The 15,633-nt window shown below is 53.0% G+C and carries 26 protein-coding genes and 1 pseudogene; 4 read left to right on the forward strand and 23 right to left on the reverse strand.

Translation table 11 applies throughout. The features are described 5' to 3' along the window. Positions 1-64: 64 nt before the first annotated feature. Positions 65-385: a DUF1145 domain-containing protein gene (locus ACZYUB_RS09455; protein ID WP_463947407.1), complete on the reverse strand. Its 321-nt coding sequence runs from the start codon at positions 383-385 to the stop codon at positions 65-67. Next, positions 382-996 carry a 16S rRNA (guanine(966)-N(2))-methyltransferase RsmD gene (rsmD, locus tag ACZYUB_RS09460; RefSeq protein ID WP_463947409.1) on the reverse strand — a complete coding sequence of 205 codons (615 nt, stop codon included), beginning with the start codon at positions 994-996 and terminating at the stop codon, positions 382-384. Before rsmD ends, ACZYUB_RS09455 begins: the two co-directional genes overlap by 4 nt. Before the next feature lie 441 nt (positions 997-1,437). On the opposite strand from rsmD, the pseudogene ftsY reads away from it, so the two are divergent. The 4 genes and pseudogenes from ftsY to rpoH all read left to right on the forward strand — a co-directional run. After that, positions 1,438-2,382 (forward strand): annotated as a pseudogene (gene ftsY / locus ACZYUB_RS09465) (signal recognition particle-docking protein FtsY); the annotation flags it as partial. Between the two features lie 3 nt (positions 2,383-2,385). Further along, positions 2,386-3,069: a cell division ATP-binding protein FtsE gene (gene ftsE, locus ACZYUB_RS09470; RefSeq protein WP_463947411.1), complete on the forward strand. Its 684-nt coding sequence runs from the start codon at positions 2,386-2,388 to the stop codon at positions 3,067-3,069. Continuing rightward, positions 3,059-4,012 carry a permease-like cell division protein FtsX gene (ftsX, locus tag ACZYUB_RS09475; protein WP_463947413.1) on the forward strand — a complete coding sequence of 318 codons (954 nt, stop codon included), beginning with the start codon at positions 3,059-3,061 and terminating at the stop codon, positions 4,010-4,012. The genes ftsE and ftsX overlap by 11 nt, the downstream gene beginning before the upstream one ends. A 308-nt stretch (positions 4,013-4,320) precedes the next feature. Beyond that, entirely contained in the window at positions 4,321-5,175 is an 855-nt protein-coding gene (gene rpoH / locus ACZYUB_RS09480) for an RNA polymerase sigma factor RpoH (protein WP_463947415.1), read from the forward strand. A gap of 190 nt (positions 5,176-5,365) precedes the next feature. On the opposite strand, the gene rplQ is transcribed toward rpoH, so the two are convergent. From rplQ to rpsC, 21 genes are all read right to left on the reverse strand, one after another. Further along, entirely contained in the window at positions 5,366-5,755 is a 390-nt protein-coding gene (gene rplQ / locus ACZYUB_RS09485; RefSeq protein WP_460885184.1) for a 50S ribosomal protein L17, read from the reverse strand. 43 nt (positions 5,756-5,798) lie between these two features. Beyond that, entirely contained in the window at positions 5,799-6,788 is a 990-nt protein-coding gene (locus ACZYUB_RS09490; RefSeq protein WP_460885183.1) for a DNA-directed RNA polymerase subunit alpha, read from the reverse strand. Positions 6,789-6,812: 24 nt separating this feature from the next. Next, positions 6,813-7,433: a 30S ribosomal protein S4 gene (gene rpsD, locus ACZYUB_RS09495; RefSeq protein ID WP_460885182.1), complete on the reverse strand. Its 621-nt coding sequence runs from the start codon at positions 7,431-7,433 to the stop codon at positions 6,813-6,815. Positions 7,434-7,469: 36 nt separating this feature from the next. Next, complete coding sequence (gene rpsK, locus ACZYUB_RS09500) at positions 7,470-7,859, reverse strand: 30S ribosomal protein S11 (RefSeq protein WP_012728351.1); 390 nt, start codon at positions 7,857-7,859, stop codon at positions 7,470-7,472. Positions 7,860-7,876: 17 nt separating this feature from the next. Continuing rightward, positions 7,877-8,233 (reverse strand): 30S ribosomal protein S13, encoded by a 357-nt coding sequence (gene rpsM, locus ACZYUB_RS09505; protein ID WP_460885181.1) that lies wholly within the window; start codon positions 8,231-8,233, stop codon positions 7,877-7,879. Positions 8,234-8,376: 143 nt separating this feature from the next. Then, a complete protein-coding gene (rpmJ, locus tag ACZYUB_RS09510; RefSeq protein ID WP_005319705.1) occupies positions 8,377-8,490 on the reverse strand; it encodes a 50S ribosomal protein L36 in 114 nt (37 codons plus the stop codon). A gap of 31 nt (positions 8,491-8,521) precedes the next feature. Then, positions 8,522-9,853: a preprotein translocase subunit SecY gene (gene secY, locus ACZYUB_RS09515; protein WP_463947418.1), complete on the reverse strand. Its 1,332-nt coding sequence runs from the start codon at positions 9,851-9,853 to the stop codon at positions 8,522-8,524. A gap of 7 nt (positions 9,854-9,860) precedes the next feature. Further along, positions 9,861-10,295: a 50S ribosomal protein L15 gene (gene rplO, locus ACZYUB_RS09520; protein ID WP_460885179.1), complete on the reverse strand. Its 435-nt coding sequence runs from the start codon at positions 10,293-10,295 to the stop codon at positions 9,861-9,863. A 3-nt stretch (positions 10,296-10,298) separates the two neighbouring features. After that, on the reverse strand, positions 10,299-10,481 hold the full coding sequence (gene rpmD, locus ACZYUB_RS09525) for a 50S ribosomal protein L30 (RefSeq protein WP_460885178.1): 183 nt from the start codon (positions 10,479-10,481) through the stop codon (positions 10,299-10,301). A 6-nt stretch (positions 10,482-10,487) separates the two neighbouring features. Further along, positions 10,488-10,988, reverse strand: coding sequence for a 30S ribosomal protein S5 (gene rpsE, locus ACZYUB_RS09530; protein ID WP_460885177.1), 501 nt, complete (start codon positions 10,986-10,988; stop codon positions 10,488-10,490). Between the two features lie 14 nt (positions 10,989-11,002). Further along, positions 11,003-11,356: a 50S ribosomal protein L18 gene (gene rplR, locus ACZYUB_RS09535; protein WP_460885176.1), complete on the reverse strand. Its 354-nt coding sequence runs from the start codon at positions 11,354-11,356 to the stop codon at positions 11,003-11,005. A 9-nt stretch (positions 11,357-11,365) separates the two neighbouring features. Further along, positions 11,366-11,899 (reverse strand): 50S ribosomal protein L6, encoded by a 534-nt coding sequence (gene rplF, locus ACZYUB_RS09540; RefSeq protein ID WP_463947420.1) that lies wholly within the window; start codon positions 11,897-11,899, stop codon positions 11,366-11,368. Between the two features lie 12 nt (positions 11,900-11,911). Continuing rightward, on the reverse strand, positions 11,912-12,304 hold the full coding sequence (rpsH, locus tag ACZYUB_RS09545; RefSeq protein ID WP_463947422.1) for a 30S ribosomal protein S8: 393 nt from the start codon (positions 12,302-12,304) through the stop codon (positions 11,912-11,914). A 21-nt stretch (positions 12,305-12,325) separates the two neighbouring features. After that, a complete protein-coding gene (gene rpsN, locus ACZYUB_RS09550) occupies positions 12,326-12,631 on the reverse strand; it encodes a 30S ribosomal protein S14 (protein ID WP_460885173.1) in 306 nt (101 codons plus the stop codon). Positions 12,632-12,642: 11 nt separating this feature from the next. Then, a complete protein-coding gene (rplE, locus tag ACZYUB_RS09555) occupies positions 12,643-13,182 on the reverse strand; it encodes a 50S ribosomal protein L5 (RefSeq protein ID WP_463947425.1) in 540 nt (179 codons plus the stop codon). A gap of 13 nt (positions 13,183-13,195) precedes the next feature. Then, on the reverse strand, positions 13,196-13,513 hold the full coding sequence (gene rplX, locus ACZYUB_RS09560) for a 50S ribosomal protein L24 (RefSeq protein ID WP_463947426.1): 318 nt from the start codon (positions 13,511-13,513) through the stop codon (positions 13,196-13,198). A gap of 13 nt (positions 13,514-13,526) precedes the next feature. Further along, a complete protein-coding gene (gene rplN / locus ACZYUB_RS09565; protein WP_460885170.1) occupies positions 13,527-13,895 on the reverse strand; it encodes a 50S ribosomal protein L14 in 369 nt (122 codons plus the stop codon). A 144-nt stretch (positions 13,896-14,039) separates the two neighbouring features. Further along, positions 14,040-14,288, reverse strand: a complete 249-nt coding sequence (gene rpsQ / locus ACZYUB_RS09570; RefSeq protein ID WP_460885169.1) for a 30S ribosomal protein S17 — start codon at positions 14,286-14,288, stop codon at positions 14,040-14,042. Then, complete coding sequence (gene rpmC, locus ACZYUB_RS09575; RefSeq protein WP_460885168.1) at positions 14,289-14,480, reverse strand: 50S ribosomal protein L29; 192 nt, start codon at positions 14,478-14,480, stop codon at positions 14,289-14,291. It abuts the gene before it with no gap. Continuing rightward, positions 14,480-14,893, reverse strand: a complete 414-nt coding sequence (rplP, locus tag ACZYUB_RS09580; protein ID WP_460885167.1) for a 50S ribosomal protein L16 — start codon at positions 14,891-14,893, stop codon at positions 14,480-14,482. The genes rpmC and rplP overlap by 1 nt, the downstream gene beginning before the upstream one ends. A gap of 13 nt (positions 14,894-14,906) precedes the next feature. Next, the gene (rpsC, locus tag ACZYUB_RS09585) at positions 14,907-15,620 is read right to left on the reverse strand and encodes a 30S ribosomal protein S3 (protein WP_460885166.1); all 714 of its coding nucleotides are present in this window, start codon (positions 15,618-15,620) and stop codon (positions 14,907-14,909) included. Positions 15,621-15,633: the final 13 nt, after the last annotated feature.

Genomic DNA, 15,633 nt, shown 5'->3' on the forward strand with positions numbered 1-15,633 from the left:
GTCTATCGACTGGCTTTTTTTCGTTTCAATTCCAAGCGTCCAAAGCGCATGAATGATTTCAGCTCTATGGCTGATCTTTCTTGCGCGCCTGTAGAGCCTCACTCTGAGCCTGAGCCGCTTTGAACAACTGTTCGCGCAACTCCAGCATGGTGAAAAAACCAAATAACAGCACTGAAACATAGTGCTTGGCGCTCAGCGGGATCAGCCCCTTGGCAATCAAGGTCAACAAAGCCGCTTGTATGCCATGAACCAGCAACATCAGCACGGCAAACGCCGGGATCAGGGTACTGATTTTACCCGGCAGTGGATGGATAAAGGTGAAATAGACGGCACCAACCCAGAAGCCAAGCACAATCAATTTGGCCAACCACAATACAATCTTCATGGTGCAGTACTCTCCCGTTGGTAAAGCTGATAACACACTTGTCCGGCCTGTTTATCCTTCAGCAAGTGCCAATTGGTCGGCAGCTGCGGCGCGCGCCCCTCCCGTTCACGTTCGATATAAATCAGCGCGTCATCGCTCAACCAGCCGCCCGACTCCAGACGCTGACAAACAGTGTCCAGCAGATCCCGGCGGAAGGGTGGATCCAGAAAAATGATATCGAACGGCTCACCAGGCTCCGCCAGCAGCGACAAAGCATCCCGCTGGATAATGGTCGCTTGCTGACTCTGTAACGTCGACAGGTTCTTGCTCAACTGCTGGGCAGCCCCTCTATCCATCTCCACCATGGTGACATGGCGAGCATAGCGAGAGAGTGCTTCAAATCCCAGGCTGCCACTGCCGGCAAACAAATCGAGGCAACGGCTGTCCCGCACCTCGGCGGCCAACCAGTTGAACAGTGTCTCCTTGATGCGGTCCGTGGTCGGGCGCAGACCTTCGACTTCACGCACGGGGAGTTTGCGGCCTTTCCATTGACCACTGATCAGGCGGATAAAGCCACTGCGACCACTCCCGCTTTGGGGACGAGGAGCAGGCTTGGGGTTGCTTCGGGGCATCGCGTTTCTTCACCGGAATATAGTGATAGTATAGGCGTCTATTGATCCATCCTATACCGACCAAGGGGTTGCCATTCTAGCAGCCCCACTGTGAGTGAGTAAGTTGTAATGGCAAAGAAAGGTTTCCTGTCGTGGCTAGGTCTCGGCCGTTCGGCCGATGACACAGCATCCCCCGTCGACGCAGCGCCCGAGGCGGTCGAGCTCGATTCATCACCAGTCACTGAGGTGGGTAACTCCAGCGCCGGAGCTAGCACAGCTACTGAAGCAATCCAGGATGCAGAGCCCTATGCCATCGGGGGAGCCGAGCCACAGCCTGAAACTGAAGCCGAAGCCGAAGCCGAAGCCGAAGCCGAAGCCGAAGCCGAAGCCAGTACGATATTCGCGGCTGAGACGGAAACGGAAGTAGTTACTCTCGAAGCAACAGCTCCTTCGCAGGCTGAGACCCAGAATAAACCCAAGACTGCAGGATTCTTTGGCCGTCTGGTGCAGGGACTGATGCGCACCCGGGAGAATATCGGGGCTGGTTTCCTGGCCCTGTTCCGCGGCAAAAAACTGGATGATGATCTGTTTGAGGAGTTGGAAACCCAGCTTCTGACCGCTGATTTGGGCGTCGAGACCGCATCGCGCATCATCCGCAACCTGACCGAACAAGCCTCATTCCGTCAACTCAAGGATGCAGAAGCCCTCTACGACCTGTTGAAACAGGAGATGGCCAACATTCTCAAGCCGGTCGATCAGCCCCTTGTCATCGACGGTAGCAAGCGTCCTCACGTCATCTTGATGGTCGGGGTCAACGGCGTCGGCAAAACCACCACCATCGGCAAGTTGGCCAAGCGCTTCCAGCAGGAGGGTAAAAGCGTGATGCTGGCGGCTGGAGATACCTTCCGCGCCGCCGCCGTCGAGCAGCTCCAGGTGTGGGGACAACGCAATCAGATACCGGTCATTGCCCAGCACACCGGAGCGGACTCGGCATCGGTGATTTTTGACGCCCTCCAGGCGGCACGGGCTCGGAACGTGGATGTGCTGATCGCCGATACCGCTGGCCGTTTGCAGAACAAAGCCCATCTGATGGAAGAACTGAAAAAAATCGTCCGCGTGATGAAGAAGTTGGATGTAGAAGCGCCTCACGAAGTGATGCTGACGCTGGATGCCGGAACCGGTCAGAATGCCCTCAGCCAAGCGAAGTTATTTGATGAAGCCGTTGGCATTACCGGTATCACTCTGACCAAACTGGATGGCACCGCGAAGGGCGGCATCATCTTCGCAGTGGCTGACAAGTTCGGCATTCCAATCCGCTACATCGGCGTGGGCGAAAGCATTGAAGATTTGCGCCCGTTCCAGGCCGATGATTTTATCGAAGCATTGTTTAGCCGGGAATCAAACTAGCCCATGATTCGTTTCGAACAGGTCAGCAAGCACTATCCGGGTGGCCACCAAGCCTTGCAGAAAATCAGCTTTCATCTGCAGAAGGGCGAAATGGCATTTCTCACTGGCCATTCCGGCGCAGGGAAAAGTACCCTGTTAAAACTGATCGGGGTCATGGAGCGCCCCAGCGCCGGACGCATCAGCTTCCATGGCCATGATGTTAGCCGCATCTCCCGCAGTGATATCCCCTATATTCGCCGCCAGATCGGCATGATCTTTCAGGATCACCGCCTGCTGATGGATCGCACCGTATACGACAACGTAGCCCTACCGCTGATCATCGATGGCTTCACTCCCGCCGAGGCACAAAAACGCGTCTCGGCCGCGCTGGACAAAGTCGGTCTCCATGACAAGTCCGGTTATCTGCCATTGATGCTCTCCGGGGGCGAACAGCAACGGGTCGGCATCGCTCGTGCCATCGTAAATACCCCACCGCTGTTATTGGCGGATGAGCCCACTGGTAACCTGGATGCGCAACTGGCAGCCGATATCATGCAGCTATTTGCCGAATTCAATGATGTCGGAGTCACGGTACTCATTGCCTCCCATGATCAAGGGCTGATCCGCGCCAGTGGCTGCCGCACACTAACCCTCTGCGAGGGGCGGCTGACGGGTGATCAAGTCTCTGGAGATCGCAATGAAGCGTAAGCGCCACACCTCGAACGTATCCCGTACCCTGTCACTGTTCTTCTACCATCACCTGCAAGAGGCGCGTCGGGCCGTGGCCGGGATCTGGTTTGCCCCGCTGACCTCCTTGATGACCATAGCCGTGATCGGCATTAGCCTGGCACTACCAGCAACCCTCTACCTAGTACTGAAGAATGCGGAGCTCGTCAGCCAGCAGTGGCAGAGTGGCACCCAGATCACTCTCTATCTGCATAAAGCCAGCGACGACAAAGCAGCCTTGACCTTAAGTGAACGCATCAAAGCCTTGCCGGAGGTTGCCGCCGTCCGCTATATCTCGCCGGCCCAGGGGATGGCCGAGTTTGGCGCTTTGTCGGGATTTAGCGGTGCCATGGATTACCTAAGCGATAACCCTCTACCTCCGGTTCTGGAGGTGACCCCGCAGCCGCAGTATCGTACGGCTCAAGGAGCTCAGGAATTACTAGCCAAGCTGATCCAGGAGAGGGAAGTCGAACAGGGCAAGTTGGATATGCAGTGGCTGGAGCGGTTGGATGGCATCGTCAGCCTGCTACGACATTCTATTCAAGGTATCACCACGTTGCTGCTGCTGGGCGTATTGCTAACGGTGGCCAATACCCTGCGCCTGAATATTCTCGGACGCCGAGCCGAGATTGAGGTCATGAAATTGGTGGGAGCTACCGATAGTTTCATCTATCGCCCCTATCTATATCTCGGTCTCTGGTATGGTTTTATCGGCGGCTTGCTAGCCTGGTGGTTGTGTGAAGTGCTCATGCTCTGGAGTGAGCGCGTAGTCGTTGAATTGGCATCGTTGTACGAAAGCTCGTTCCGGCTGGTCGGCTTGACCGCTGATGAGGGATTAAGCCTTCTTGGACTCAGTGTGCTGTTAGGCATGGGTGCCGCATGGTTTTCTGTCTATCGCCATATCCGGGAAATTGAACCCGGTTAGATTTTTCAAATCAGAATCGCTTATGAGTGTGAGACAGGCACGATCTGTGATTATTTTTGCGGAACTTTTTCCTGATTCTGACACTCTGAGTATCGAGGGTTAAACTCGAGCCGATGGTTACAAACCATCAACTCGGGGGCATGTTTGACGGGCTAGAGACGTGCATTCACCAACATGCTTTTTTCAGGGGGAAACTTGAAAGTTTCCCCCTTTTTTATGTATATAAGATGATCCTGGTGACGGATCCAGACGTTTATCGCCACCGAGCGGTGTGATACAGTCCGCAGGAACAGGTAAAGAGGTTAACGATGACGACAGCTATTCAACAATCCATGTTTCTAGTCCCCCAGGGTAGTCTGGAAGGGTATATTCAGGCGGTAAACAGCATTCCGGTGCTGACGGCTGATGAGGAACGTGAACTGGCAGAGCGCTTGCAGCAGCAGGGCGATCTTGAGGCTGCGCGTTTATTGGTTATGTCCCATCTGCGCTTTGTGGTTCATATCGCTCGTAGCTACGCCGGCTACGGCTTGCCGCAAGCCGACCTGGTGCAAGAAGGTAATATTGGCCTGATGAAGGCAGTTAAGCGCTTCGATCCCGGTATCGGCGTTCGCTTGGTCTCCTTTGCCGTGCACTGGATTAAATCGGAAATTCACGAATTTGTGCTGCGGAACTGGCGCATGGTTAAAATTGCGACCACCAAGGCGCAGCGGAAACTATTTTTTAATCTGCGTAAATCTAAAAAACACTTAGGCTGGTTCAGCGGCGAAGAGATCCGTGCGGTAGCTGATGACTTGGGCGTCACGCCGCAAGAAGTGGTCGAAATGGAAGCGCGCATGAGCGGCCATGACGTGGCCTATGATGGCTATGACGATGAAGATGGCGAGGGTGTCGCCTACGCCCCAGTTCATTATCTGGAAGATAAAAACTCGGATCTGGCTGCCACGTTTGAAAGCGATAACTGGGAACATCATGCCGAAAACAAGCTGGGACAAGCATTGTTGCGCCTTGATGAAAGAAGCCAGCATATTGTGAAGCGCCGCTGGTTGGATGAAAACAAAGCAACACTACAGGAGTTAGCTGATCTGTACTCCGTATCAGCAGAGCGTGTTCGCCAGCTGGAGAAGAACGCGCTGAAGCGTCTGAAGGAAGCGCTCGAAGGCTAACTCAGCCCACCATGTCTTACTGATACCGGCCTTGGCGCCGGTATTTTTTTAGAATTTTTTAATGTCCAACAGATTCCCAAAAGTTGTGTGATTGGGAAGGCGGTATCGCGAGGGATAGAAAATAAACCATAGCGAAGCACAAAAACAAAAAGCCGGGGTAATCCCCGGCTTTTCATAAGAGAAGAGTAAATTACTCTTCTACGCTGACAGCCTCAGCGGCTGCAGGGCGACCTACCAGCTCAATATAAGCCATAGGAGCCTTGTCACCGGCACGCAAACCACACTTGAGAATGCGGGTGTAACCACCAGCACGCTCCAGGTAGCGCGGACCCAATTCGGTGAACAGCTTGCCAACAACTTCGCTATCGCGAGTGCGGGCAAATGCCAGACGACGGTTAGCAACACTGTCAATCTTGGCGAGTGTAATCAGAGGTTCAACTACACGACGCAGCTCTTTTGCCTTAGGCAGAGTCGTCTTGATGATTTCATGACGAACCAGGGAGCTGGCCATGTTACGGAACATAGCCTGACGATGGCTGCTATTCCGGTTCAGTTGACGACCACTCATACGATGGCGCATGACCTTATCCTTCTAACTTAATCTGTGAGACCCGTAATCTGGATTACTCATCAGCGAGGCTGGCGGGCGGCCAATTCTCGAGGCGCATGCCCAGAGAAAGACCACGGGAGGCCAAGACGTCCTTGATTTCAGTCAGGGACTTCTTACCGAGGTTCGGAGTCTTGAGAAGCTCGACTTCGGTACGCTGCACCAGATCACCAATGTAATGGATGGCTTCAGCCTTCAGGCAGTTCGCAGAACGAACTGTCAGTTCCAGATCGTCGACAGGACGCAGCAGGATCGGATCAAACTCCGGCTTCTCTTCCTTCTTCTCGGGCACGCTGACATCACGCAGGTCCACGAAGGCTTCCAGTTGCTCAGCCAGAATAGTAGCTGCGCGCCGGATTGCTTCTTCAGGATCCAGTGTGCCGTTGGTCTCCATATCGATAACCAACTTGTCCAGGTCAGTACGCTGCTCGACACGTGCAGCTTCGACATTGTAAGCAATGCGAACTACAGGACTGAACGCGGCATCCAGCAGAAGACGGCCAATTGGACGTTCTTCATCATCGCTGTGGACGCGAGCAGATGCAGGTACATAACCACGGCCACGCTGCACCTTCAGACGCATACTGATTTCAGCATGAGCGCCGGTCAGGTGACAAATCACGTGATTCGGGTTGAGAATAACGACGTCATCACCATGAATGACGTCGCCTGCAGTAACAGGGCCCGCACCAGACTTGGTCAAAGATAGGGTAACCTCATCCTTGCCTTCCAAGCGCACAGCAATGCCTTTCAGGTTGAGCAGGATCTCAAGGATATCCTCCTGTACACCTTCCTTGCTGCTGTACTCATGCAGTACGCCGTCGATCTCGACCTCCGTGACTGCACAACCCGGCATGGAAGAAAGGAGAATGCGGCGCAGCGCATTGCCCAGGGTGTGACCAAAACCACGTTCCAGCGGCTCAAGCGTCACTTTCGCGTGAGTCTGACTCAGTTGTTCAATATCAACGAGGCGTGGCTTAAGAAAATCTGTTACAGAACCCAGCATTATGTCCTCTCTTAGAAGCTAGCCTTACTTGGAGTAAAGCTCGACGATCAGCTGTTCATTAATGTCGGCGGACAGATCAGAACGTTCCGGCAGACGCTTGTAAACGCCTTCCATCTTATCTGCGTCAACTTCAACCCAAGTCGGCTTTTCACGCTGCGTAGACAAGTCCAATGCGGCCTTGATACGAGCTTGTTTCTTCGCCTTCTCGCGAACAGTGATAACGTCTTCAGGAGAAACCTGGTAAGAAGGAATGTTAACAACGCGACCATTAACAACAATGGCTTTGTGGCTTACCAATTGACGGCATTCGGCACGGGTAGCACCAAAGCCCATACGGTAAACGACGTTGTCCAAACGACCTTCCAGCAGCTGCAACAGGTTTTCGCCGGTATTACCCTTCTGACGGGCAGCTTCGCGGTAGTACGTGCGGAACTGCTTTTCCAGAATGCCGTAAATACGACGAACTTTCTGCTTCTCACGCAGCTGAACACCGTAGTCAGACAGACGCGGCTTGCGCGCACCATGTTGACCAGGCGCAGTATCAATTTTGCACTTTGAGTCAATCGCGCGAACGCCTGACTTCAGGAACAGGTCAGTGCCCTCACGACGGCTAAGCTTCAGCTTAGGACCGATATATCTTGCCATGTTCTTTCTCCAACAATCCTATACCAAGAGGCTCAGTTACACGCGGCGCTTCTTGGGAGGACGACAACCGTTATGCGGGATCGGAGTCACATCTGTGATGTTAGTAATGCGGAAACCAGCCGCATTCAGAGCACGGATTGACGACTCACGGCCAGGACCTGGGCCCTTCACCATGACTTCCAGGTTCTTAACGCCATACTCTTTGGCAATTTCGCCAGCACGTTCAGCAGCAACCTGAGCAGCGAACGGAGTAGACTTACGAGAACCACGGAAACCAGAACCACCTGCAGTAGCCCATGAAAGAGCATTACCTTGACGGTCAGTAATGGTTACGATCGTGTTGTTAAAAGATGCATGAACGTGAGCGATACCATCGCTTACTTGCTTTCTAACGCGCTTGCGAGCACGAGTCGGAGCTTTTGCCATTTTCTACACCTTCCCGCTTACTTCTTAATCGGCTTACGAGGACCCTTACGGGTACGCGCGTTAGTTTTGGTGCGTTGTCCACGAACTGGCAGGCCACGACGGTGACGCAGACCACGGTAGCAACCGAGATCCATCAAGCGCTTGATGTTCATGGAAATCTCGCGACGCAGGTCACCTTCAACAGTAAACTTGGCAACTTGCTCACGCAGTTTTTCGATCTGAGCTTCGTCCAGATCCTTGATCTTCACATCCTCGGCAATACCTGCATCTGCGCAAATTGATTTTGCGCGGGTATTACCAATGCCATAAATCGCAGTCAAAGCGATGACTGCATGCTTATGGTCAGGAATGTTAATGCCAGCGATACGGGCCACTATCCCACTCCTAAAGCTAAATATATTGTTGACCGCCATAAAGCCCGTTCCGGATACATGGCGGCCGTCATAGTGCACAACAAAAGTTGGCTGGCTAATTTAGCCAGCCTAACTTTTTTTTTCAAGTACCAACCGTAAATTTATTAGCCTTGACGCTGTTTATGCTTAGGCTCGCTGCAGATCACACGCACCACACCGTGACGCTTGATGATCTTGCAGTTACGGCAGATGGCCTTAACGGAAGCACGTACTTTCATTGCTTAACTCCGCGTAACTGTGAAACTAGTCTTACCGGCCGTAGCCTTTCAGATTAGCTTTTCTCAGAACATCACCATACTGATGAGACATCATATGGGTCTGTACCTGAGCCATGAAGTCCATGATAACCACGACAATAATCAGCAGCGAGGTGCCGCCGAAATAGAACTGGACGTTCCACATCGTCATCAGGAACTGGGGCACGAGACAGATAAATGTAATGTACAGAGCGCCTGCCAATGTCAGACGAGTCATCACCTTATCAATGAACCTCGCAGTCTGTTCACCCGGACGAATACCGGGAATAAACGCGCCACTTTTCTTCAAGTTATCTGCTGTCTCGCGTGGGTTAAACACCAGCGCGGTATAGAAGAAACTAAAGAAAATGATGGCCGCAGCATACAGCAATTCATAGAGCGGCTGCCCAGGTTGCAAGGTCATAGAGACTTCTTGCAGCAAGTTGGCTACCCATGAGTTACCCTGCCCAAACCAGGACGCAATCGTCCCCGGGAACAGAATAATGCTGGATGCGAAGATCGCAGGAATAACACCGGCCATGTTGAGCTTCAGCGGCAAGTGAGTGCTTTGTGCAGCAAACACCCGATTACCCTGTTGGCGTTTGGCATAGTTAACAACGATACGACGCTGTCCACGCTCCACAAACACTACAAAGTAGGTGACTGCAAATACAATCACTGCCAGCAACAACAGCAGCAGGATGTGCAATTCGCCTTGACGCGCCTGCTCAGCCGTAGCGCCAATCGCATGCGGCAAACCTGCAATGATACCCGTGAAAATAATCAACGAGATACCATTACCGATACCGCGCTCGGTAATCTGCTCACCTAACCACATCAGGAACATGGTGCCAGTGACCAAACTAACCACAGCCGTAAAATAGAAGCCGAAGCCTGGGTTTGCGACCAGACCTTGCATCATATTTGGTAGACCGGTTGCGATACCGAATGCCTGAACCGTACCCAACAACAAAGTGCCGTAACGAGTGTACTGGCTAATCTTGCGACGACCAGTTTCCCCTTCCTTCTTCAGCTCAGCTAAAGCCGGATGAATCACCGTCAACAGCTGGATGATGATCGATGCCGAAATATACGGCATGATCCCCAGCGCGAAGATGGAGGCACGAGACAGGGCGCCACCACTGAACATGTTGAACAGCTCAATGATGGTTCCCTTTTGCTGCTGGAACAATTCAGCAAGTACGGCGGCATCAATCCCAGGAATCGGCACATAGGAGCCGGCACGGAACACAATGATGGCACCGAGCACGAACAGCAGTCTGCTCTTCAGCTCGCTGAGACCACCTTGTGCACCCTTTACATCTGATCCTGGTTTCTTAGCCATGTACTTATTATTCCTCGATCTTGCCGCCTGCGGCTTCGATGGCTGCACGTGCACCCTTGGTGACGCTCAGACCACGTACGGTTACCGGACGCTCGATTTTGCCAGAAAGCACGACTTTAGCAAACTCGATGTTCTTGGTGATAACACCAGCTTGCTTCAGGGTGTTCAGGTCAACTACGTCACCTTCAACGGCTGCAATTTCGTGCAGGCGGACTTCAGAAGTCACAGCACCTTTACGAGAATAGAAACCGAACTTCGGCAGACGGATCTTCAACGGCATTTGACCGCCTTCAAATCCGACGCGAGTGCCACCGCTCTTACGAGAGCCGGCACCCTTATGACCACGACCAGAGGTCTTGCCCAGGCCAGAACCGATACCACGGCCCCGACGCTTCTTTTCAGGCTTAGAACCAGCGGCCGGAGAAAGAGTGTTTAAACGCATGGATTACTCCTCCACCTTCACCATGTAGAAAACCTGGTTGATCATACCGCGGACGCATGGAGTATCTTCCAGCTCAACGGTGTGACCAATGCGACGCAGGCCCAGGCCACGCAGAGATGCCTTGTGCTTCGGCAGACGACCGATCGCACTGCGAGTCTGAGTTACTTTTACAGTTTTATTAGCCATGGCGCATTATCCCAGAATTTCATCGACTCTGAGGCCACGCTTCGCAGCGACTTGCTCAGGAGACTTCATGTGAGCCAGAGCGTCGATGGTAGCGCGAACCACGTTCATCGGGTTGGTGGAGCCGTAGGTCTTAGCCAACACGTTATGTACGCCAGCCACTTCCAGTACTGCACGCATCGCGCCACCGGCGATGATACCAGTACCTTGGGAAGCAGGCTTCATGAACACGTTGGAACCAGCGTGGGTACCATTCACCGCATGGTGCAGGGTACCTGAGTTCAGCTCAACCTTGGTCAGGTTGCGGCGAGCTTGTTCCATTGCCTTTTGAATGGCAGCAGGAACTTCACGAGCCTTACCGTAACCGAAACCTACACGGCCGTTACCATCACCAACAACAGTCAGAGCTGTGAAGGAGAAAATACGACCACCTTTAACTACTTTAGATACACGGTTTACTGCGACGAGCTTCTCTTGCAGATCACCGGCTTGAGTTTCGACTTTAGACATTTTCGACCCCTACCTTAGAACTGAAGACCGGCTTCACGCGCTGCTGTAGCCAGAGCGGCTACACGGCCGTGGTACTGGAAACCAGAACGGTCGAAGGAAATGGTGGTAACACCCTTTGCCAACGCACGTTCAGCGATTGCCTTACCCACAACGGCAGCGGCATCAGCGTTACCAGTGTATTTAACTTGCTCAGCGATGGCCTTCTCTACAGTAGAGGCAGAGGCCAACACTTCGGAACCGTTCGGTGCGATAACCTGCGCATAGATATGGCGCGGAGTACGGTGAACCACCAGACGAGTCGCACCCAGTTCCTGCATCTTCTTGCGTGCTTTAGTAGCACGACGGAGACGAGCTGCTTTCTTGTCCATAGTGTTACCTTACTTCTTCTTAGCTTCTTTAGTACGTACGACTTCATTGGCGTAACGTACACCCTTGCCCTTGTAAGGCTCTGGACGACGGTAGGCGCGGATGTCCGCTGCTACTTGGCCCAACAGCGCCTTATCAGCACTCTTCAGAACGATTTCAGTCTGAGTCGGGCATTCAGCAGTAACGCCTTCCGGCAGTTCGTGCTCGACCGGGTGAGAGAAGCCCAGAGAGAGGCCGACAGTCTTGCCCTTAGCTTGGGCACGATAGCCTACGCCTACCAGCTGGAGCTTGCGCTCGAAGCCAGCGGTAACACCAATTACCATGTTGTTCACCAGGGCACGAGCAGTACCGGCCTGAGCATCAGCACCAACGACACCGTCGACAGGAGCAAACTTCAGGACGTTCTCTTCCTTGGTAATAACAACAGCGGCATTGATAGAACGCTTCAGAGTACCGTTCTTGCCTTTAACACTAATTTCCTGGCCATTTAGAATTACTTCTACGCCGGCAGGAATCGCGACGGGTGCCTTAGCAACACGAGACATTTTCCTACCTCCTTAGGCTACGTAGCAGATGATCTCACCGCCCATGCCAGCCTTACGGGCTGCACGGTCAGTCATCACACCTTTTGACGTGGAGACGACGGCGATACCCAGACCATTCATGATCTTCGGCAGTTCGCCACGCTTCTTGTAAATACGCAGACCAGGACGGCTAACGCGCTGAATCAGCTCGACAACCGGCTTGCCTTGGAAATACTTCAATTCAACTTCGAGTTCGGCCTTTACGTCACCGCTAACTTTGTAGTCAGCAATGTAACCTTCTTCTTTCAGCAGTTGGGCGATTGCCACTTTCTGCTTGGAAGAAGGCATAGCAACCGAAACTTTCGCTGCGGCCTGACCGTTACGAATGCGGGTCAGCATGTCCGCGATCGGATCTTGCATGCTCATTTGTCTTACTCCCGTGATCGATTACCAGCTAGCCTTCTTCAGGCCAGGAATTTCGCCCTTCATCATGTGCTCACGCACTTTGATGCGGCACAGACCAAACTTGCGCAGGTATCCGTGCGGACGACCAGTGATGTTGCAACGATTACGTTGACGAATCGGACTGGAATCACGAGGCAGTTGTTGCAACTTGAGCACAGCTTCCCAACGAGCTTCATCAGATGTAGCTACGTTAGAGATGATCGCCTTCAGTGCAGAACGCTTCTCGAAGAACTTCTCGACCAGTTTGGCACGCTTTACTTCACGTGCTTTCATGGAAAGTTTTGCCATAACCCTACACCTTACTTACGGAATGGGAAGCTAAAGGCAGCCAGCAGAGCTCGGCCTTCCTCGTCGGACTTCGCAGTGGTCGTGATAGTGATATCCAGACCGCGAACCTTGTCGACCTTGTCGTAGTCGATTTCGGGGAAGATGATTTGCTCACGTACGCCCATGGAGTAGTTGCCACGACCGTCAAAGGACTTCGGGCTTACACCGCGAAAGTCACGAATACGGGGCATAGCGATGCAAATCAAACGCTCCAGGAACTCCCACATACGCTCGCCGCGCAGGGTTACTTTACAACCGATCGGGTAGCCTTCACGGATCTTGAAGCCAGCAACGGACTTGCGAGCTTTGGTGATCAGCGGCTTTTGACCAGAAAGAGCAGCCAAATCAGCAACTGCGTTTTCCAGGATTTTCTTATCCGCCAAGGCCTCACCGACACCCATATTCAGGGTGATCTTTTCGATCCGAGGGACTTGCATGACAGTCTGGTAGCCGAACTGAGTCATCAGTTCCTTGGCTACTTTTTGTCTGTAAACATCATGCAGTTTCGCCATCGTTAAACTCCAATTACTTTACAAGTTCACCATTGGATTTGAAGAAGCGTACTTTCTTGCCATCTTCAATCCGGAAACCAACACGATCCGCCTTGCCAGAAGCAGGGTTGAAGATCGCAACGTTGGATACGTCAATCGGGGATTCTTTGCTAACGATACCGCCAGCAGTGCCCAGAGCCGGAACCGGCTTCTGATGCTTCTTCACCAGGTTAACGCCTTCTACTACTACTTTGCCGTGCTGAACCAGGACTTGAGTGACCTTGCCACGCTTGCCCTTGTCTTTACCGGTCAAAACAATTACTTCGTCTTCACGACGGATTTTAGCTGCCATGTTTCTCGACTCCTTACAGTACTTCAGGGGCCAGGGACACGATCTTCATGAACTTTTCAGTACGCAGTTCACGAGTCACTGGGCCGAAGATGCGAGTACCGATCGGCTGATGGTTGTTGTTCAACAGCACAGCCGCGTTGCGGTCGAAACGGATGACAGAGCCATCCTGACGGCGAACGCCTTTTCTGGTGCGCACGACCACCGCATTTACTACATCACCCTTCTTCACTTTACCGCGAGGAATCGCTTCCTTGATGGAAACTTTGATGATGTCGCCGATACCGGCGTAGCGGCGGTGCGAACCACCAAGAACCTTAATACACATTACGCTGCGAGCGCCGGAGTTGTCGGCGACGTCCAGCATACTTTGCATTTGGATCATGTGAGTGCTCCGCTTTACTTTACTACTGTTCCCTTTCGGGACTGGCTGCCCACTAAAGGCGCGGCATAATACCACAGCCGATCCGCGATTGGTAGTTGAAAAAAAGAACGGCCCGGGTAGGGCCGTTCCTATCAGGCGAAGACCTTAGGCCTTCTCAACGACAGCAACCAGGGTCCAGGACTTGGTCTTGGACAACGGGCGGCACTCGCGGATTTCCACGAGGTCACCAGTCTTGCACTCGTTGTTTTCGTCATGTACGTGCAGCTTGGTGGTACGCACGATAATCTTCCCGTAGATCGGGTGTTTTACCTTGCGCTCGATAGCTACGGTGATGGACTTGTCCATCTTGTCGCTAACGACACGGCCTTGCAGAGTACGGATTTTATCGGTCATTTACGCACCCGCCTTCTCGTTCAGAACAGTCTTGACGCGAGCGATGTCGCGACGTACCAGTTTCAGAGTATGAGTCTGAGACAGTTGACCAGTGCTGGCTTGAATACGCAGGTTGAACTGCTCACGCAGCAGACCGATCAGTTCAGCCTTCAGCTCTTCTACGCTCTTTTGGCGAAGATCTTGTGCTTTCATCACATTACCGTCCGAGTTACGAAAGTGGTCTTAACTGACAGTTTAGCGGCCGCCAGGGCGAACGCTTCACGAGCCAGGGCTTCAGGCACACCGTCCATCTCGTACAGGACCTTACCAGGCTGGATCAGGGCTACCCAGTATTCCACGTTACCCTTACCTTTACCCATACGAACTTCGAGGGGCTTTTCAGTAATTGGCTTGTCCGGGAATACACGGATCCAGATCTTACCTTGACGCTTCACAGCACGAGTCATGGCACGACGGGCTGCTTCGATCTGACGAGCAGTCAGTTGACCGCGAGTTACCGCTTTCAGGCCAAAGGAACCGAAGGAAACTTCGTTGCCGGCATTCGCCAGACCACGGTTACGGCCCTTGTGGACTTTACGGAATTTTGTACGCTTAGGTTGCAACATTTACCGAATCTCCTTACTTACCGCGAGGCTTGCGCTTCGGCTTGGCAGGAGCCGGCTCTTGTTGAGCGGCTGCTGCGGCTGCGTTAACAGCTGCGATACCACCCAGAACCTCGCCCTTGAAGATCCAAACCTTGACGCCGATGACGCCGTAGGTGGTATGTGCTTCAGAGGTAGCGTAGTCGATGTCAGCACGCAGAGTGTGCAGGGGCACGCGACCTTCACGGTACCATTCGGTACGCGCGATTTCGGCGCCGCCCAGACGGCCGCTGACTTCTACCTTGATACCCTTGGCACCCAGACGCATGGCGTTTTGTACCGCGCGCTTCATGGCACGACGGAACATAACACGGCGCTCGAGTTGGGAGCTGATGCTATCAGCAACCAGCTTGCCGTCGAGTTCAGGCTTACGCACTTCGGAAATGTTGATCTGTGCAGGCACGCCAGTGATCTTGGCGATGTACTTGCGCAGCTTCTCAACATCTTCACCTTTCTTACCGATAACCACACCTGGACGAGCAGTGTGAATAGTCACACGGATGCTCTTGGCCGGACGCTCGATTACGATACGAGACACAGACGCAGCCTTCAGTTCCTTGGTCAGGTACTGACGGACTTGGAAATCGCCGTGCAGGTTGTCTGCGAAGTCTTTAGTACTCGCAAACCAAGTCGAATTGAAAGGCTTGGTGATTCCTAAGCGAATACCATTAGGATGTACTTTCTGACCCATTGCTTATCTCCTA

Source organism: Pseudaeromonas sp. HNCC25DJ182, from assembly GCF_055413365.1.

Coding starts and splice junctions, on each gene's coding strand:
- ACZYUB_RS09455 (WP_463947407.1), bottom strand. CDS start 385: ATGAAGATTGTATTGTGGTTGGCCAAATTGATTGTGCTTGGCTTCTGG.
- rsmD (WP_463947409.1), bottom strand. CDS start 996: ATGCCCCGAAGCAACCCCAAGCCTGCTCCTCGTCCCCAAAGCGGGAGT.
- ftsE (WP_463947411.1), top strand. CDS start 2,386: ATGATTCGTTTCGAACAGGTCAGCAAGCACTATCCGGGTGGCCACCAA.
- ftsX (WP_463947413.1), top strand. CDS start 3,059: ATGAAGCGTAAGCGCCACACCTCGAACGTATCCCGTACCCTGTCACTG.
- rpoH (WP_463947415.1), top strand. CDS start 4,321: ATGACGACAGCTATTCAACAATCCATGTTTCTAGTCCCCCAGGGTAGT.
- rplQ (WP_460885184.1), bottom strand. CDS start 5,755: ATGCGCCATCGTATGAGTGGTCGTCAACTGAACCGGAATAGCAGCCAT.
- ACZYUB_RS09490 (WP_460885183.1), bottom strand. CDS start 6,788: ATGCTGGGTTCTGTAACAGATTTTCTTAAGCCACGCCTCGTTGATATT.
- rpsD (WP_460885182.1), bottom strand. CDS start 7,433: ATGGCAAGATATATCGGTCCTAAGCTGAAGCTTAGCCGTCGTGAGGGC.
- rpsK (WP_012728351.1), bottom strand. CDS start 7,859: ATGGCAAAAGCTCCGACTCGTGCTCGCAAGCGCGTTAGAAAGCAAGTA.
- rpmJ (WP_005319705.1), bottom strand. CDS start 8,490: ATGAAAGTACGTGCTTCCGTTAAGGCCATCTGCCGTAACTGCAAGATC.
- secY (WP_463947418.1), bottom strand. CDS start 9,853: ATGGCTAAGAAACCAGGATCAGATGTAAAGGGTGCACAAGGTGGTCTC.
- rplO (WP_460885179.1), bottom strand. CDS start 10,295: ATGCGTTTAAACACTCTTTCTCCGGCCGCTGGTTCTAAGCCTGAAAAG.
- rpmD (WP_460885178.1), bottom strand. CDS start 10,481: ATGGCTAATAAAACTGTAAAAGTAACTCAGACTCGCAGTGCGATCGGT.
- rpsE (WP_460885177.1), bottom strand. CDS start 10,988: ATGTCTAAAGTCGAAACTCAAGCCGGTGATCTGCAAGAGAAGCTCGTC.
- rplR (WP_460885176.1), bottom strand. CDS start 11,356: ATGGACAAGAAAGCAGCTCGTCTCCGTCGTGCTACTAAAGCACGCAAG.
- rplF (WP_463947420.1), bottom strand. CDS start 11,899: ATGTCTCGTGTTGCTAAGGCACCCGTCGCGATTCCTGCCGGCGTAGAA.
- rpsH (WP_463947422.1), bottom strand. CDS start 12,304: ATGAGCATGCAAGATCCGATCGCGGACATGCTGACCCGCATTCGTAAC.
- rpsN (WP_460885173.1), bottom strand. CDS start 12,631: ATGGCAAAACTTTCCATGAAAGCACGTGAAGTAAAGCGTGCCAAACTG.
- rplE (WP_463947425.1), bottom strand. CDS start 13,182: ATGGCGAAACTGCATGATGTTTACAGACAAAAAGTAGCCAAGGAACTG.
- rplX (WP_463947426.1), bottom strand. CDS start 13,513: ATGGCAGCTAAAATCCGTCGTGAAGACGAAGTAATTGTTTTGACCGGT.
- rplN (WP_460885170.1), bottom strand. CDS start 13,895: ATGATCCAAATGCAAAGTATGCTGGACGTCGCCGACAACTCCGGCGCT.
- rpsQ (WP_460885169.1), bottom strand. CDS start 14,288: ATGACCGATAAAATCCGTACTCTGCAAGGCCGTGTCGTTAGCGACAAG.
- rpmC (WP_460885168.1), bottom strand. CDS start 14,480: ATGAAAGCACAAGATCTTCGCCAAAAGAGCGTAGAAGAGCTGAAGGCT.
- rplP (WP_460885167.1), bottom strand. CDS start 14,893: ATGTTGCAACCTAAGCGTACAAAATTCCGTAAAGTCCACAAGGGCCGT.
- rpsC (WP_460885166.1), bottom strand. CDS start 15,620: ATGGGTCAGAAAGTACATCCTAATGGTATTCGCTTAGGAATCACCAAG.